The 16,613-nt window shown below is 61.2% G+C and carries 14 protein-coding genes; 6 read left to right on the forward strand and 8 right to left on the reverse strand.

Going from position 1 to position 16,613, the window contains the following annotated elements:
* Window positions 1-24 precede the first annotated feature (24 nt).
* Together SBC1_RS40610 and SBC1_RS18200 are read right to left on the reverse strand one after the other, a co-directional pair.
* Entirely contained in the window at window positions 25-1,434 is a 1,410-nt protein-coding gene (locus SBC1_RS40610) for a GIN domain-containing protein (RefSeq protein ID WP_165100099.1), read from the reverse strand.
* The gene (locus SBC1_RS18200) at window positions 1,431-1,757 is read right to left on the reverse strand and encodes a PadR family transcriptional regulator (RefSeq protein ID WP_165100094.1); all 327 of its coding nucleotides are present in this window, start codon (window positions 1,755-1,757) and stop codon (window positions 1,431-1,433) included. Before SBC1_RS18200 ends, SBC1_RS40610 begins: the two co-directional genes overlap by 4 nt.
* 462 nt (window positions 1,758-2,219) lie before the next feature.
* On the opposite strand from SBC1_RS18200, the gene SBC1_RS18205 reads away from it, so the two are divergent.
* From SBC1_RS18205 to SBC1_RS18225, 5 genes are all read left to right on the forward strand, one after another.
* Window positions 2,220-2,678, forward strand: coding sequence for a hypothetical protein (locus SBC1_RS18205; RefSeq protein ID WP_241202168.1), 459 nt, complete (start codon window positions 2,220-2,222; stop codon window positions 2,676-2,678).
* Between the two features lie 313 nt (window positions 2,679-2,991).
* On the forward strand, window positions 2,992-3,312 hold the full coding sequence (locus SBC1_RS18210) for a hypothetical protein (protein ID WP_165100091.1): 321 nt from the start codon (window positions 2,992-2,994) through the stop codon (window positions 3,310-3,312).
* A complete protein-coding gene (mdtN, locus tag SBC1_RS18215) occupies window positions 3,309-4,370 on the forward strand; it encodes a multidrug transporter subunit MdtN (RefSeq protein ID WP_165100088.1) in 1,062 nt (353 codons plus the stop codon). The genes SBC1_RS18210 and mdtN overlap by 4 nt, the downstream gene beginning before the upstream one ends.
* Complete coding sequence (locus tag SBC1_RS18220) at window positions 4,351-6,630, forward strand: FUSC family protein (RefSeq protein ID WP_165988964.1); 2,280 nt, start codon at window positions 4,351-4,353, stop codon at window positions 6,628-6,630. Before mdtN ends, SBC1_RS18220 begins: the two co-directional genes overlap by 20 nt.
* On the forward strand, window positions 6,617-8,170 hold the full coding sequence (locus tag SBC1_RS18225) for a TolC family protein (protein ID WP_165100081.1): 1,554 nt from the start codon (window positions 6,617-6,619) through the stop codon (window positions 8,168-8,170). Before SBC1_RS18220 ends, SBC1_RS18225 begins: the two co-directional genes overlap by 14 nt.
* Window positions 8,171-8,341: 171 nt before the next feature.
* On the opposite strand, the gene SBC1_RS18230 is transcribed toward SBC1_RS18225, so the two are convergent.
* The 6 genes from SBC1_RS18230 to SBC1_RS18255 form a co-directional block, all read right to left on the reverse strand.
* Window positions 8,342-8,797, reverse strand: coding sequence for a RidA family protein (locus SBC1_RS18230; RefSeq protein ID WP_165100078.1), 456 nt, complete (start codon window positions 8,795-8,797; stop codon window positions 8,342-8,344).
* Window positions 8,787-9,527, reverse strand: coding sequence for a DUF3726 domain-containing protein (locus SBC1_RS18235; RefSeq protein WP_165988967.1), 741 nt, complete (start codon window positions 9,525-9,527; stop codon window positions 8,787-8,789). Before SBC1_RS18235 ends, SBC1_RS18230 begins: the two co-directional genes overlap by 11 nt.
* 1 nt (window position 9,528) lies before the next feature.
* On the reverse strand, window positions 9,529-11,298 hold the full coding sequence (locus tag SBC1_RS18240) for a hypothetical protein (protein WP_165100072.1): 1,770 nt from the start codon (window positions 11,296-11,298) through the stop codon (window positions 9,529-9,531).
* Window positions 11,298-12,854 carry a BCCT family transporter gene (locus tag SBC1_RS18245; protein WP_165100069.1) on the reverse strand — a complete coding sequence of 519 codons (1,557 nt, stop codon included), beginning with the start codon at window positions 12,852-12,854 and terminating at the stop codon, window positions 11,298-11,300. Before SBC1_RS18245 ends, SBC1_RS18240 begins: the two co-directional genes overlap by 1 nt.
* 108 nt (window positions 12,855-12,962) lie before the next feature.
* A complete protein-coding gene (locus SBC1_RS18250; protein ID WP_165101579.1) occupies window positions 12,963-14,003 on the reverse strand; it encodes a dipeptidase in 1,041 nt (346 codons plus the stop codon).
* A 23-nt stretch (window positions 14,004-14,026) separates the two neighbouring features.
* Window positions 14,027-15,469 (reverse strand): aldehyde dehydrogenase family protein, encoded by a 1,443-nt coding sequence (locus tag SBC1_RS18255; protein ID WP_165101576.1) that lies wholly within the window; start codon window positions 15,467-15,469, stop codon window positions 14,027-14,029.
* Window positions 15,470-15,578: 109 nt separating this feature from the next.
* On the opposite strand from SBC1_RS18255, the gene SBC1_RS18260 reads away from it, so the two are divergent.
* Window positions 15,579-16,529: a LysR family transcriptional regulator gene (locus SBC1_RS18260; RefSeq protein WP_165100066.1), complete on the forward strand. Its 951-nt coding sequence runs from the start codon at window positions 15,579-15,581 to the stop codon at window positions 16,527-16,529.
* Window positions 16,530-16,613 lie beyond the last annotated feature (84 nt).

Genomic DNA, 16,613 nt, shown 5'->3' on the forward strand with positions numbered 1-16,613 from the left:
TGAAGGTCCTGGCGGGCGATGTTGCTAGGGCGTGTTCTCTATGCGGCCACTACCCGATATCCTCGAATGCACCTGTGCCGGATGGCCGTGCAGCTTCACGACACCGCTGCCGGCAATAGCGATATCGGCATTGTCTTGCGCCGCGACCTGCACTTCGCCGCTGCCATGGACCACGATCTCCGCAGATCTCGCTGAGAGGTCTTGCAGTTGCGCCTCGCCTGAGCCCGCGACATTGAGCGCGACAACCTGCACCGAACCACTCGCGACAATACGACCGCTCCCCGCAATGCGCAATTGCAGGTTTTGCTGGTCGATATCCGTTAGAACAAGGTCGCTGCTACCTCTGATGCCCCACGCGGTAATCGACGGGGCCGTCAGCCGAACCGAAAGATGCGCGAGAGGCGCGCAACCGGTTTCGCTATCGAAACCGAGCTTGCCATCGGCTATGCGCACGTGGCTGATAACAGAGGGGTCTCCTGTTACGGTCGCCTCGGCTTTGGGGCCGGGCTGGTAGCTGACAGAGGCAGGCAGATCAATATCTATGCGGTTGTTCGCGTCGAATGGGAATGTCACTGAGGAAGGCGAGGTTGCGGTCAGGCTCGCGACATCCGCGCCGCTTGCGATCCTATCGCTTGCAGGCCCCCGGTTGAACCAGGTTCGCCCGCAACGCCATCCCGCATCCCGCCACCAGGGTGCACCGCCAACCCAATCCGATCTGGCGAGCGAACTGCCGAGCGCAAGGAGGGCGACGGCGACGGCCAATCCTGCGACTGCCCCCACGGCCAGCCTCTTACTTAAGCTCCATTTTTGCGCGGGAATGTCCTCGCCCAGCTCTCGCGTCCTGTCCTCATTAGGACGATTGAGCCGATCGGGCTGATCCGGTTCGAGCAGGCGGTAATGCAGCCGCACATAGTGTCCGAGCATCCGCACGCCCGCGCCGAGCCCCAGCAGGAGCAGCGAGCCACCGGCGATAAGGCACGCGATCAGCCCGATGCCGATCATGAAACGGATCACTGCGCCCAGGATCGAGCCGCCGTGCCCAAAGAACACGGCGCCGAATATCATGTGCGCTCCAACAGCGCCGAGGGCCACGAGGCCGATGCCAATGCCAAGCGCAACGGCGGCCACAACGAGCAGCAGCGGCATGAGAAACAAAATGTCGACCGCCGCGAGACCCGCCAGCGCAAGCATGGCCGCGACGAGATTGGCGATGCTGCGATGGGCTTCAAAACGCCGCAGGCCTGTTTCGGCACGTAGTTCCCGGGCGAGCCGCGCGGGGTCGCCGAGGGCTTCGGCGACCTCCTCCTCGCTGCGACCCGACGCGCGCGCCTCGGCAAAATGCGCTGCGTAGTCAGCGATGATCTCCTCGACCTCCTGCCTGGACAGGCCGGCGAGCCCGGCGCGCAGAGTGCGCAAGAATGCTTCACTGTTCACGGCTGAGCTCCAAGAAGTTGATCGACTGCGGCTACGAACGCCCGCCAGTCACGCCGATGCGCCTCAAGCGCGTCTTGGCCCATTGGCGTGAGCCGATAGTATTTGCGCGAGGGCCCGCTGCTCGATTCGACCAGACGCGTGGCGACCAGCCCGTCGTTTTGCATACGCCGCATAAGCGGGTAGATCGTGCCCTCACCCATTCCCACTGCGCTGGCGAGCGTGCTGGCAATCTCGTAGCCGTAGCTCTCCCCGCGTGCCAACAGGGCAAGCACGCAGAGATCGAGTGCGCCTTTCTTTAGTTGAACCTGGATCGATTCAGTCATGGTCGAATTCGGTGGATAGGTAAAAGATATAACACGCTACCTGTTTATGCAAGGTAGCTGGATTGATATTTTTTATGAGGCGGTGACCGCATGTGCGGGTGAATCGCAAACGGCAATTAAAGGGCGCGCGGGATAGGTAGGCGAAAATGATAGAGGCGATTCGTGCGGTCGCGATGCGCTTTTGCCTCGCGCGAACGATCGGGCGACGACGGAGCTATTGGCCCCTTTCAATTTCTTTCCTTGGATGACAGCGCGTAACAGTGCGAATGTCCCACCCGCCAAGCAATATGTTCGTCTGCTCAGATTGCACCATTTGAAATATCATGCTTGTTCGCATCGACCGGCTGCGATCCTGAGCGACGTTACAATCGCGTGGGACTCGACTGGTCAGGTACTGTTACCAGCATCCGCACGCAATCATGCTTCTCCAGTCCATATGAACCAATCTTGGGAGCCCAAGTAGTGAAACAGATTCTCCCGGCTATGCTCGCCTTCCTCGCACTCACTGGTTGCGGAACGTCACAAACTCAGGCTGAACGTGAGCAGAGTTTTTCTCGCAAGGAAAACTCGTTGGATGTGGCCCAGCACCGTGCGACGATTCAATGCGACGGACAGCCACAATGCGACGCGGTTTGGAAGGTTACCCAGGCCTATGTGCAGCAGCACTCCGATACAGCTGTAGTACGCGCCGACGCGGTTGCTATTGATACCGATTTGCCTACCCGGAATGGCCGTGTCAGTTTCTCGGCAACGCGGGTTCCGAAAGGCAGCGGTGCGACGATCACCCTTTACGCGCAGTGTCGTGGCATGTACGGCCTAGAAAATTCAAAAGGCTCTTCCTATGACGAGTGCGTCGAAAAAGTGACCTCGACGCAAAACAAGTTTGCGGATTTCGTCAGCCAACATGTCCCTGGAAATTAAAAAACGCAGGGCTATCTGAATTGATGCTGGGTTTGTCGCGATAAAATAATCGGGACAAACAAAAGCAATATCATAAGGATGACTTATCTAATTAACGATTAGAGCTGGTTGGAGGAAGTCTTCCTGGGGGACACCAAGTCAAACTCGATCGGATCGTGCAAGCGCCTCAACGCGTTCGCTATTTCAGGTTTCAGCACGTTCATCGTTGTTCGATTCATTCTTGTAAAAGCCTGCAGCATACAAGCTCCCCTTATTGCGGCGGAACCGGTTAATGTTCGACAACAACCGCGTCCAATAACCTTGCCAAGCCGCAATGCCGTTCAAACCGAATCAAAGAAGCGCCTGCGACTCGATCGCGTTCCGCACGCGATGTCTTCTGGCCATCGCTGCCGTGACCCTGTCATTGCAGGGGTGTGCGCAGCACGGTGCACCGACGTATGAAATATTCGGCGCATATTTTCCGCTCTGGCTATTGTCCGCGTTAATCGGGCTCGTCGGCACGCTGATCGCCCACCGGGTATTCGTCTCCACGGGGTGGGCGCGTTTCGTTCCGTTCCAGCTCTTCGTCTGCGTGGCCATGGGGCTGATGGTCGCGGTGTTCTTCTGGCTTTCTGGAACAGGACAGCTCCTATGAAAATTGCCGGCTTGCGTAAGGCCTCTCTTAAAGGCCGCGTGATCGCGTGCGTGATCGCGTGCGTGATCGTCGTACTTGGGCTCGCAATGGGGTATTACGCCTACGACCGGACGACCCGGTTTCCGTCAACGGATAACGCGACTATTGACGCCGACGTCGTGCACGTAGCGGCGCCGGTCGGCGGCCGGATCGTCCGGCTCGCGGTGCAAGAGAACCAGCGGGTTGCCAAAGACGATGTGCTCTTCGAGATCGATCCTGTTCCGTTTCGTCTCCTGGTAGCACAGACCCAGGCCGACCTCGAACTGGCCCGCGCGGGGGTAAACACACGACGCCGGACGATTGTCGGCGAGCGAGCGAATGCAGTCATCGCCGGTGATCAGACCGGCAAGGCAGCACACAACTACGAACTGGCGTCGCGCACTGTGCAGCGCCTCACGCCACTCGTGGCGAAGGGCTACGTGCCGGTCCAGCAGTTGGATCAGGCGCAGGTCGCGCAGCGCGACGCGGCGTTGTCGCTGAAGCAGGCGCAGGAGCAAAAGCAGGCAAGCGCACAGACGATCGGTGACGAAGCCGGGGCCGTCGCCGTGGTGCATGCGCGCGAGGCTGCGCTCGCGCTCGCGCAGCACAGCCTCAACGAAACCATCGTACGTGCGCCGCAGAATGGTTTTGTCACGGGTCTTTCAATATTGGCGGGCGAGGCAGTCGCGCCGCATCAGTCGATCTTCACGCTCGTTCACGCGGACGAATGGTTCGCAGTCGCGAATTTCCGGGAAGGGGAACTCTCGCGAATCCAGCCGGGTGATTGTGCGACCGTTTATTCCATGATCGACCGAAGCCAGGCGATTCGCGGCAAAGTGATCGGCATCGGCGCGGGCGTTGCTGATTCGGACCGCATCAATCTGCCGCGCGCGTTGCCGATCGTCCAGCAGTCCGTGAACTGGGTGCGAGTCGCCCAGCGCTTCCCAGTGCGCGTGCGTCTGGATGAGCCGGCCGCCCGGCTGGTCCGGATTGGCGCGAGCGCGATAGTCGAGGTCCGGCATGGCGCAGCCTGCCGGTGATCTTGCCCGACCGGGCGCCGCCGACCTCCTGAAGCTGCTTGCGCCCTATCCGGGACGAGCGGCAATGGCGACGCGCATCGCGCTGATTTGCGCGCTGACCGTGTTCGTGACGAGCGCGTCCGGCACGCCGGAAGCGGCGATCTCAGCCTATGTCGTGTTCTTCCTGAACCGGCCCGACCGGGTGACGAGCGTGGTACTCGGAGCAGCATTGCTAGTGCTGGTCACGCTGGTCGTCGGGTTGGTCATGGTGGTCGCCATGTTCGCGCTCGACAATCCGGTCTGGCGCGTTGCGTGTATCGCGGGGCTTTCGTTCGGGCTGCTGTTCGTGACGTCGGCGAGCAAGCTTCGGCCCGTGGGCGCGATCATCGCGATGATCGTCGGGTTTGCGCTCGACGAGCTCGGTAGCGTGCCGTTTGGCGAGGTCGCGACGCGCGCCCTGCTCTATGCCTGGCTGTTTGTCGCAATTCCGATCGCGCTCTCGATCTGCGTCAACCTGTTGATGGCTCCATCGCCTCGGAAACTCGCCGGTCGCGAGCTGGCGAAGCGCCTGCGGATCGCGGCCCGCAGCCTGGCCGAGCCCGAAGGAACGCATGACGCACGCTATGCACGCGACGCATGCCTGCGCGAAGGGGATGCGCAGATCGGTACGTGGCTGAAGCTCTCCGTTGCTGAAGGATCGTCGGTGAGGGCCGACGTTGCCGCGCTACGGCAGGCCGTGTCGTCGACGTTTGCGATCCTGGTCGCGGCCGATCTGGCGGCAAGCGAACCGTCGGGCCGGCTGCCGGCATCGTTCATCAGGCCGATTACCGACACGCTGGAGAACATGGCCCGCATGCTCGAGGCGGGCGGCTATCCGGTCGATATCGAACTCAGCCTGCCCGACGTGACAGAACTGACGCCGCTCGCGCGAATCGTTGCCGAGAACCTGCGCGATGCGATCACGGGCTTTGCCGTGGTCGAGGTCGAAGCGGGACCCGAAGCCGGAGCCAGAGCCAAAAACGAAGTCGCAGTTGAAGCAGAAGCAGAAACCAAAGCCAAAGCCAAAGTCGAAGTCGAAGTCGAGGTCGCGGTCGAAGCGGAAGCCGAAGCCGAAGCCGAAGCCGCATCCGAAGCCGAAGCCGAAGCCGAAGCCCCGGCGACCGCCGGCAAGCGCGGCGGGTTCTTCCTGCCGGATGCATTCACGAACCCCGACCACGTCCGCTACGCGCTGAAGACCACTGCCGCGGCGATGTTCTGCTATCTGCTTTATTCGCAACTCGACTGGCCGGGTATCCACACCTGCTTCATCACGGTCTACATGGTGTCGCTTGGCACCACCGCCGAGACCGTCGAGAAGATGACACTGCGGATCGCGGGGTGTCTCGTGGGCGCGGTCCTCGGTACTGCTGCGATCGTGTTCGTGACGCCCATGCTGACGTCGGTCATCGGGTTGATGGCGATGGTGCTGTTCGGTGCATGGGTGTCGGCGTGGGTTGCGTTCGGTTCGCCTCGTATTGCTTATGCTGGCTTCCAGATCGCCTTGGTGTTCTTCATGTGCGTGATCCAGGGCGCGGCGCCCGGCTTTGACCTGACGGTCGCACGGGATCGCACGATCGGAATCCTGATCGGCAACGTAGTCGTCTATCTGGTCTTCACCCGCGTATGGCCGGTCAGCGTTGCCGCGCGAGTCGACGCGGCGCTGAGCGCGCTGCAGCAGCAGTGGGCGCGGCTGCCGGTGCTGACCCATGCCGGCACGCGCCGGGCACACGCCGCGAGCGCAATGGCTCAGTGCGGTGCGCTGGAACAAGACCTCGGGCTGATGCATTACGAGCCATCGTGGGTTCGCCCTGAACCGCAGTGGATCGCTGAACGTCGCGGCGTGCTGGCCAGACTCAGCGCGCTCGAAGGGCCGATGTTCCTGCTCGCCGAACGACGTCCGGGCGATGCGGCAATCGGCGGCTGGCTCAATCGGCTCAATCGGCTCAATCGGCTCAATCGGCTCAATCGGCTCAATCGGCTCACGGGCGAGCGGTCGCGAACGCCGGTCAAAACCGGCGCGCCGGCATCGGCGGATCGAGCTATGCCGGTCGTACCAAAGCCGGCTTTGCCTGACACGCAAAACCCAGTCTCGCCTGTCGCGCCAAACCCGACTTTGCCGGATGCGGCGTCCGACGACACACGCACTGCGTTGCTGAACCTCGGCGACGCACGCCTTACTCAACTCGAACACGCCGCGTCGAACGACGCCGCGAAGGACCTCACGACTCATGCGCCGGCTTGATCTTGCATTCGCACTGACGATCCTCGCCGCGACGGGGTTGGCCGGATGTGCCACGTCGTCCCTGGACATGGCGCCTGACAGCCCCGACCGTCCGTGGCAGCCACAGACGGATGCGGCCGGGGCTATCGTGCCGGGGCCGCCGGCATTGGCTGCATCGGTTGCATCAGCACGCCGCTACCAGTTGCCCGCGAATCCCGCGCTCGCCGCCGTGCCGCCTCCGCCGCCGTTGGAACAGGCGCATGCGTACGGACTACCCGAGCTGATCGATCTGGCGGAATCGGAGAACCCGCTGACCCGCATCGCGTGGAACGACGCGCGCAATGTCGCGCTCGCGGCCGGCATAGCAAGGAGTGCCTATCTTCCGCAACTGTCGGTCGCGGCGATGGGGTGGTACGCAGGCGACCAAGGTTCGAATTCATCCGTGCTCGACGATTCGTCAGTCAGCGCGTCGTCGCATGGCGCGACCCCGGTCGTCGCGCTGCAGTGGCTGCTGTTCGATTTCGGCGGACGAGCCGCGCGTGTCGAAGCCGCGTCGCAGGCAACGGTGATGGCGAACATCAGTTTCACCGCGGTCCACCAGCAGGTGATCTACGACGTCAGCGTCGCGTTCTACGGGTACCAGGCGGCGCGCAGCCGTATTGCCACGACTCGGCAAGGCGTCGACAATGCCGAAGCGATTCTCGCTGCGGCCCAGTCGCGCTACAAGCATGGCATCGGCACCGTGATCGAGGTGGCGCAGGCTACGCAAAACCGCGCGCAGGCCAAGCTCGCAGCGGTTCAGGCACAGGGCGTTGAAAGCAACAGCTATCTGGCGCTGATCTCCGCGATGGGAATTTCTCCGCTGTCGAAACCCACTATCGCGGAGATGCCGGAACACATGTTGTCGCCCGCGATGAGCGACTCAATTAACAAGATCGTCGCGTCCGCGATCGCCCGGCGCCCGGATGTGTTGAGCGCCTATGCCGCCGAGCGGGTCAATCTGGCGAAGGTAAAGGCGGCCGAATCGGAATTCATGCCGAAGGTGTTTGTCTCGGCTTCGGCCGCGTACAACACGAGCAGTTCGTCGCTTTCCGCCGTTCCGGCCGTCGGGCAGCAGTTGCCGACGGTTAACCTGAGCGGCGGCCGTTACGGTGGCAGCGTGATCGTCGGCATAACGATTCCGCTCTATGACGGCGGCTTGCGCTCGGCGGTGCTCGCGCAGGCACGCAACGATGCGGACAGTGCGTCGACCCGTCTCACCCGTAGCCGCGAAGAAGCCGTTCGGCAGATCGTCACGGCCCAGAACACGCTGCAGTCGAGCATTGCCGCGCACGCCGCCGCAAAAGAGTTGCTCGCCGCCTCGCAGACGACCTACGATGCCGCGTTCGATGCTTATCGGCAAGGAGTCGGCTCGGTCACCGACGCGCTGCTCGCACAGAACCAACTGCTCGCGGCGAAGAACGCGGACGCGGATAGTTACAGCGCGGCGCTATCGGCGGCAGCAACGCTTGCGCTCGCGACGGGCTCAGTCGATTCGATCCCGACGCAGACTAGCTGGTGACGAGGGCTTAGCGTCCTGAGGCCTGCACTATCCACTTCGTTGTATCTCCACGCATGGATCTCGACCAGCAAGCCAGAGTGTCGAGCGGTGACCTGTTTGCTGATTCGCGTGCGGTCGCCGCATTCGTTCCCATGCATCTAAATGAGATCACGACTGTGAGTCGCTCCCGACTCAAGCTCGCAGCCTCTCGTGAGCCTGAAGCACCGGACATGCATACGCCACGATCTCAATCAACATCTCCTCCCGCGCAAGGCCGGCCACAACAACCGATGCCCGGTTCGGAAACGGCGCTGAGAAATGCTGCCGATACACCGCGTTGACCGCCGGCAACCAGGCCCGATCCATCACATAGATCAGGATCTGCGCGACATCGCGACTTGACGCTCCGGCCGCAGCAAGTGTCTGCTGCAGATTCTCAAACACCTGCCTTGCCTGCTCCTCGATACCACCCGCTACAACTGCACCATCGGGACCTATCGGTATCTGCGCCGTATAAAGCATGCCGTTGCCGAGCACCGCCCATTCGAAGAGCTGCGTTGGACTTTCCGGAAGGCCGGTCTTGATGGCCTTAACGTTGCCAGCAGCATCGGCACACGCGCCAGAAAGATTTGAAATTTCAGAATCCATCGTCCGCCCCTCCCGCGCCGTGTTCTCGCGACGCTTGCGTGGCCGGCACCAGCACCTTGCTCTTCCACGCGATCAGCCGGTCGACATGCGCCGCATTTACTTCGATGCCGCGCCACAGGGCGTCGCGATAACGCGCATCCAGTTCCGCCGCGTCGATCGCTCCGGCGAGATCTTGATCCGCGGCAAGCGTCACGTTCGACACGGCCCCGTTCGCCCTGCAGCACACCATGATTTCCGATGACGTTGCGCCTGCATGCGCGTTGAAACCCACGTAGCCCGGATATTCGTCGTGCCCGGACGTGGTGGCGAAATGCCGGCCCAGGCCGTCGGTCCACGAAAGATCGAAACGGCGACCGCGCGCGGACATTGCCTTCAGACCGTACAGTGCCAGGCGCGGCGACAATGCATTCAATACGCGTACGGTACCCGTGCCCGCCTGCGTCGCCCTCGCCCACGCCAACTCGAACGCCAGCAGACAACCTGCGAGTCCGGCACAGGAAGTTGTGCGCTTCGCGTGTGCGCCTTGCTTGCTGCCAGGCACCGGCTCGACGACGTATTCCTCCGGGCGCGCGACGCCGAGAAGTCCGTTGATCGCCTCCATGCCGTCGAACCCCATTGCCTGCAACCACACGGCGGCGTCGGCTGCATCTTCGTAATCGCCTTGCGCCCAGCCGCTGCCTTCCAGCGCGCTGCGGCACAGGGAATTCAATTCGTTGATCGCCATCTTCATGTCATGCACCCCCTCGTTCATTGCCGCCCGGCACACACGGAAACGCCCAGTCGTCGACCATATCCGGCGATAGATCGTCGAGCGTCGGTGCCCCCTGATAAAGCGTGACCCGGACCCATAGATTCGACTTCGGATCGAACTTGCTCGCACCGAACATCGACAGCTTGGCACGCATCAGGTCGATGGGCAGCATGTCGTGCGCGAGCAGGTTGTGACGAATTTCACCGTAAGCGCGCGATGCAAGCGTCTGGATTCGGCGCACGATGGCGCGGTACTCGGGACACTCAGCGACGAACTCCGCGACAGTGCCCGCGCCGTCCTCTTCCGCCTTCAACTTCGTATGCAGCCGCAATACCTGACGCGAGATATCCAGCGGCTGCTCCAGCTCAGCGCCAGCTTCTTCAGCGCGCACACCAAGCCTCGGCTCTTCCTTCTCGGCTGACCGGTACCAGAAGAAGTGGTCATCGTCCCGTTGCGCGGCCGGCTGCTTCATCACCCATCCGTAATCGCGTTCAACGAGCCCGAGCAACTCGCCAACCGACATGTCCGGATCAAGCGTCAGCGCGTCATCAACTGGCGTCGCGCATTCGATCGAATCCACCAGATGCGGATACAGCTCGATCAACACGGTAACGAGAATTTCCTGCGTCGCGCAGGAAAGCTGCCCATCGGCCCATGGAAGCAACTTGCTCCAGCGGAACGTGCCCTTCTGTTCGTAACTGATCTGCAGTTCACGCGCGAGCCTTGGCAACTCGTCGAGAATCAGCGCATTACGCGCTGCTTCGGGCGGATGATCGGTGTAAACCTGCGCAACGTGGCGCCCTGCACGCGCGATCAATGCCATAGCGCGCTCGAATGCGTCACGGTCAACTAATTCAACAGCCAGCACGCGCGCCAGCGCAGTCTCGCGTGCCCGTATCCACTGATCGACCTGGACCGGATGGCGCACGAGGAACGGCGCCATGCCAAGACCGGTTGCATTGCCCACGCCGAGATAGCGGCGGAAACTGTGCGCAAGCTTGACCGCTGCGCGTGGATTACGTCGTGCCGCAACGTGTTCAACAAGCCGCATGCTGAAATCGCGCAGTACGAATACGGCACACATCTGCGCCGAAAAACCCCGGTTGAACGCGTGGCTGTCGACCAGCCGCGGATAATCCGCAATGCCGAACTTACCGTTGCCGTACACGGCCGTCGTCCTGATCAGATAGCCGACCCGTTCGAACGCAGCAGGGTCCGGTTGCCTGCCCGCGGCAAGGCAGTCCGCCACGTAACCGAAGTTGCGCACGCTCTTGTTCGCGCGGCACAAGACCAGGTCGTTCGCACGCAACCGGCCCGCCTCCTGCAACGGCACGTTGCCACGCAGATAGTCAATATCAGCGGCGTTTGGAACACCGCAAATGAGCGCTGACGTGATATCCCACTTCTGTGCAATGACGCGGTCGGTACGCTCAGAGTCGTCGAGATATTGCGAGAAAATCACCTGGCTGTAGCGCTCGCCGTAGGCTTCGATGGTGTAGACGCAAACCCCGAAGCCATTGTCATCAAGGTCCATGCTCGTGACACGAACGCGCCAGTTGTCATGCGCCATGCGTCGCACGAGCGAACGCACGAAGCTCAGCCGTGTACCGTGCATCGCGCCGAGCCGTTCGGTACGGTTCGTAATGTTTGGACTGCGTAGCGGTTCGCAAGGAAACGCCACCATGCGAGCCGGCTCGCCGACTCCAGGCACGCTCTCTTGTTTTTCGTCCATGATCGCGTCGCTTGCCATCACTTCACTCCTTGCTCTGCGGCCATCGTGCGGGCTATGCGAACCGCGTCCCACAGCGAAGGCAGAATGATGATCGACACAGGCACCGCCGTAATGACAATAAACGACTGCAACGCACTCACCCCACCCGCGCCCATCGTAATCAACACCGCGCCCACCAGACCCATGCCCACGGCCCAGAAAATCTTCAGCCAGTTGCCAGGCTCACCGCGGTCCCCGGTCACCGCCATCGCGATGGTATAGGCCATCGACCCGCCGTTTGTCACCACCGAAAAGAAGCTGAGAAACAGGAACAGCGCGGAAACCAGGTTGCGCAGCGGCATGGCCTGAGCAACGCCCAGCAGCAATGCTTCGGGTTGCGTGCCATGACCGATCACCGCGCCCGGCGACTGCAGTTCAATGCCGATTCCCGTTCCGCCAACCAGCGTGAACCACAGCATCGTGATGAGCGGCGCGGCAATCGACAGCAACACCACCACTTCTCGGATCGTGCGGCCTCGCGAAACTTTCGCGACGTAGATCGCCATGATTGGCGCGTAGCCAATGAACCAGCCCCAGTAGAAGAGCGTCCATGAATTGAGCCACTTGCCGTCACCGCGATACATCGCTGTCTGCGCGAAATCGACTATATGCGTAGCGAATGCCTTGAAGAAAACCGTGGTGAGAAATTCTGTCGGCCCGAACAGGTAGAGGAATGCAGCCAGCCCGAGCATCAGCCACACGTGAATCTTGCAAACGAAGCGCAAGCCTTCGAGACCGGCAATGCAGGCAGCCGTAAAGATTGCCGTGACCGCGAGAATAACGAGCGCCTGCGTTGTGATCGTATCGGGCACGTTCCAGACGGAATGGAGCACATAGGCAATTTGAAGACCGAGAAAACCAATCGGTCCGATCGTGCCGGCGGCCACCGCGATGATCGACGTTGCGTCGGCAATCGCTGCTATCGGTCCTTTGAGGGCGCGTTCGCCGAACAGTGGATACAGCAAGGTGCGCGGCGCAAGCGGCAAGCCCTTGTCGTAGTGCAGGTGCATCAACACAATGCTCAGCAGACTACCCAACACCGCCCATGCGAGAAAGCCCCAATGCAGGAACGATTGCGAAAGCGCCGCAACGCCGGCCGCATACGTCCTGCCCTCCACCCCATAGAAAGGTGGCGGATTGACGAAATGCATCAAGGGCTCGGCCGCCGCCCAAAACGCGCCGCCACCGGCCAGCAATGCGCACATGATGATGACCACCCAGTTGAAGGTCGAATTGGATGGTACTTGTCCAATGCCGCCCAGCTTCACGCGTCCCAGCTTCGAGAACGCAATGCCGAGACTGACCGCGAAGGTGGCGAGCATCAGCACTTGCCAGTAGAGTCCGAAGCCTTTGGTGGCCCACCCGAAGGCGGTATCGACCGCAGTGGATAGCCAGCGCAGATTGACCAGCGCGGCGATCAGGAATAGCAGGAAGAAGCCGCCGCTGATCCAGAAAATGGCCCAGTCGATGCCCCCTTTGCGCTGCTCCGACGCATGGCCATTGGCTGCAATGCTCGGCGTGGTTGGAATTTCCATGTCTCCTCCGGGAGGATTAAATTGTTAAGGCACCGATACCAATACGTTGTTGGTTCAAGGTGGCGCCGGTTGAATTGTTCAGGATCACGCAGCGAAGTCGTTAAAGCACTAAACCACCGCCGCCGCGCTGCCAGCCATATCGGGTGTCGCAGCTGCCTTTGGGAAACGGATGTTTTCTGCATCACGCAGGATCCGTATCCAGTTGCCGCCCATGATCTTGGCGATGTCGGCTTCGGCAAAACCTGCATGGTCCAGCGCGGCGGTCAGGTTCGGAAAGTCGGCGCTGGAACGGAACCAGCTGACCGGTTCGGGCCACGCGGCATTGTTCGCGCTGCCTTCGCCGAAGTCTGTTTCCTTGCTCCAGCGGCCGTTACGCATCCACTCAAGTACGCTGTACGGCTGCCCCTGGCACAGATCGCTGCCAATGCCGACGTGATCGATGCCGAGCAGATCGACTGTGCGCGCCACCATGTCGGTAAATTCGCCGCGCGTGCAGCGGCTGCCGTTCTTCAGATGGAAGGGATAAAGGCTGAAACCAACCAGGCCGCCGCGCGCCGCCAAAGCACGCAATACATCGTCCGATTTGTTGCGTTTTGCTTCGTGAAAGAAGCTCGGATTGGCGTGACTGATCACGATCGGCTGCTCGGAAACGTCGATCGCTTCCAGGGTCGAGCGTTCGGCGCTGTGCGACATGTCAACGACCATGCCGACGCGATTCATTTCCTTGATCACCACGCGGCCAAACCGCGTGATGCCGCTGTCGGACGATTCATAGCACCCTGTCGCAAGCGGGCTCTGGTTGTTGTACGTCAGTTGCATGGTGCGCACGCCGAGATCGCGGAAGACTTCGACCAGGCCAATATCATCTTCGATCGGCGAACAATTTTGTAGTCCGTACAGAATCGCAATCTTCCCGCTGCGCTTTGCACGCAACACGTCGTCCATTGTGCGCGCCGGCATCACAAGGTCGCTATGTTGTTCGTACAGCGCATTCCACTCGGCAATGCGCGACAGCGTTTCGCGCGCATTCTCCCAGTAGACGATTGTCGCGTTGACCGCGGTAACGCCGCCAGCGCGCATCTCTTCGAAGATCTGGCGGTTCCAGTTCGAGTACTGCGTTCCGTCAACGACAAGCAAGGAGGTATGCATGGTCATGAAGTGTCCCCGGCCGTTCAGGCGCGCGTGTAAGAAGTCTTCAGCGTCGTATAGAACTCGGCTGCGTTGGGGCCCTGCTCGCGCGGACCGTAACTTGATGATTTGCGCCCGCCGAACGGCACGTGATAGTCGGTTCCCGCGGTCGGCAAGTTCACCATCACGCAACCGGCCTGGGCATGGCGGCGAAAATGCGTGGCGTGCTTGAGCGATTGAGTGACAATTCCCGCCGTCAGACCAAACGGCGTATCGTTCGAAACAGCCAGCGCCTCGTCGTAATCGCGCACGGGTATCACGCAGGCAATCGGGCCGAACACCTCGTCGCGATTGAGCTGCATGTTGTTGTGGCCGTCGTCGAACAGAGCCGGCGACATGCAATACGCGCGCTCCGGATGCGCGAGATGTTCGCCACCGAGCACGAGCTGCGCGCCTTCACGCTTGCCAATATCGATGTAACGAAGATTCTGTTCGAGCTGGCGGCCATCAATAACGGGGCCCATCTGCACGCCGTCATCCAGCGCGCGTCCCACCTTCACGCTGCGCAGTTTTGCAGTCAGCCGTTCGACGAACGGCCGGTGCACCGCGTGTGTCACGACCAGCCGCGACGAGGCCGTGCACTTTTGCCCCGTGCCGGAATAAGCCCCCTGGAACGCGCATTCAACCGCGAGGTCGATATCCGCATCATCGAGCACCAGAAGCGCGTTCTTGCTGCCCATTTCCATCTGCAGCTTGATGAGATTCGGCGCGGCGACGGCCGCGATTCGCCGACCGGTATCTACCGATCCGGTAAACGAAATTCCGTTGACTGACCGCGATCCCGCCAACTCGTTGCCGACCGATGCGCCCGCGCCCATCAACAGGTTGAAGGTGCCTGCCGGCAATGCCTGGCGGCTGATGATTTCAGTGAGCGCCCACGCGCTGGCGGGGGTCAGGTTGGCGGGCTTGAACAGGACGGCATTACCGAATGCAAGGGCAGGCGCGATTTTCCAGCTAGCGGTTGCCATCGGGAAATTCCAGGGCGTGATCACGCCTACAACACCGAGCGCTTCCCGCTGGATATCGATCTCGATACCTGGACGCACCGAATCGGCTTTGCCGCCCAACTGGCGAAGGACTTCGGCCGCGAAGTAGTGAAAAAACTGTCCTGAGCGATAGACTTCACCAACGCCTTCCGCAAGTGTCTTGCCCTCTTCCCTCGCCAGTTGGCGGCCGAGTTCCTGGCTTCGGGCGATCAGTTCATCGCCAACGGCCCGCAGCACGTCGTGCCGCTTTTCGAGTCCGGTCGCGGCCCAAACCGGTTGCGCGACGGCCGCGCCGGCAATGGCTGCCTGCACCTGAGCGTTCGTTGCCTGCGTATAAAGGCCAATCAGGTCGTTCGTGTCCGACGGGCTGCGGTTCTCGACAACGGTCTCGCCCACCACCCAGCGGCCATCGATCCAGTTCAAAAAGGTTTGCGGATTCATCATCGGTCTCAGTGCGTTTGACATGTGACCGATTCTAGGAACATGCGTAAAATAATCAAAACCAATTGTTTTAATTAAATTATTTGCAAAACTTATTCTCTGTTAAACCATGGACCGTTTCCCCGATGTGAAGATCGCGCAGTTGCGGCATTTCGTGTCCGTGATCGAGCACGGAGGCTTCAAGGCTGCCGCGAAAGCTGTGTTTCGGAGCCAGCCGGCGTTGTCGCTGTCAATGAAGGAACTGGAAACCGCGCTCGGCGCCCCGCTGTTCGAAAAGGGCAGCCATGCGACGCCAACGCCCTTCGGGGCCACGTTTTATGGCGAAGCCAGGAAGCTCGTCGAGCATTACGAACGCACGCTCTCGGCGGCCATCGATGTCGCGCGGGTGCGCGGCGGCAGCGTTCGGGTCGCCGCTGTGCCGTCGATCGCGCACGAAATATTGCCACGCGCGATCAGCCGGTTCGCTGCGCGTTATCCGGGTATCCAGCTTCATGTGGAGGACGGTACTGCTGCGTATATCCACGAACGGGTACGTTCAGGCGCGATCGATTTCGGCATCGCGGGCGAGCCGGAACAGGAATCCGAGCTTAGTTTTACGCCGCTGATTGCCGACGTCATGTGCGTGGTCGTGAATACCGGACACGCGCTTTTCAGGCAACGGCACGTTGAATGGAGTGACCTCTCGGCATACCGGCTGATAGGCAACGGCACACTTCGTGCTTTGCCTCCCGAGGTGTGCGAAGCGGCGGCCGTACAGGACGAAATCTTCATCGCCAATACAACTACGCTGCTCGCCGCGGTCGAGGGCGGCGTGGGACTCACCGTGCTGCCCTATCTCGCGAAGCAGCGTTACCGCGACACGCTGCGGTTCATTCCAATTGATGCACCGCGAATTGAACGCACGGTGGGATTCGTGGAGCTTGCCGGGAGATCGCTCAGCCCGGCTTCGGATGCACTGCGAGCGAGTTTCGTTGAAGACATCGACGAAACTCAGTTTCCGGAACTCGTGCGACGGTTGCTTTCGGATGAGTCTTCGCTGAGCGCGAAAACGGGCAAGTGAGAGGCGAGTGAGCGATCAGACGCCTTCGGTTGAAAGACCTCAGGTTCTGGGCTTTAAGTATTCTCCGATCATGATCAGCTTCCT

The organism is Caballeronia sp. SBC1 (assembly GCF_011493005.1).
Classification (GTDB): domain Bacteria; phylum Pseudomonadota; class Gammaproteobacteria; order Burkholderiales; family Burkholderiaceae; genus Caballeronia.

Coding starts and splice junctions, on each gene's coding strand:
- SBC1_RS18200 (WP_165100094.1), bottom strand. CDS start 1,757: ATGACTGAATCGATCCAGGTTCAACTAAAGAAAGGCGCACTCGATCTC.
- SBC1_RS18210 (WP_165100091.1), top strand. CDS start 2,992: ATGCCGTTCAAACCGAATCAAAGAAGCGCCTGCGACTCGATCGCGTTC.
- mdtN (WP_165100088.1), top strand. CDS start 3,309: ATGAAAATTGCCGGCTTGCGTAAGGCCTCTCTTAAAGGCCGCGTGATC.
- SBC1_RS18220 (WP_165988964.1), top strand. CDS start 4,351: ATGGCGCAGCCTGCCGGTGATCTTGCCCGACCGGGCGCCGCCGACCTC.
- SBC1_RS18225 (WP_165100081.1), top strand. CDS start 6,617: ATGCGCCGGCTTGATCTTGCATTCGCACTGACGATCCTCGCCGCGACG.
- SBC1_RS18230 (WP_165100078.1), bottom strand. CDS start 8,797: ATGGATTCTGAAATTTCAAATCTTTCTGGCGCGTGTGCCGATGCTGCT.
- SBC1_RS18235 (WP_165988967.1), bottom strand. CDS start 9,527: ATGAAGATGGCGATCAACGAATTGAATTCCCTGTGCCGCAGCGCGCTG.
- SBC1_RS18240 (WP_165100072.1), bottom strand. CDS start 11,298: ATGGCAAGCGACGCGATCATGGACGAAAAACAAGAGAGCGTGCCTGGA.
- SBC1_RS18245 (WP_165100069.1), bottom strand. CDS start 12,854: ATGGAAATTCCAACCACGCCGAGCATTGCAGCCAATGGCCATGCGTCG.
- SBC1_RS18250 (WP_165101579.1), bottom strand. CDS start 14,003: ATGCATACCTCCTTGCTTGTCGTTGACGGAACGCAGTACTCGAACTGG.
- SBC1_RS18255 (WP_165101576.1), bottom strand. CDS start 15,469: ATGAATCCGCAAACCTTTTTGAACTGGATCGATGGCCGCTGGGTGGTG.
- SBC1_RS18260 (WP_165100066.1), top strand. CDS start 15,579: ATGGACCGTTTCCCCGATGTGAAGATCGCGCAGTTGCGGCATTTCGTG.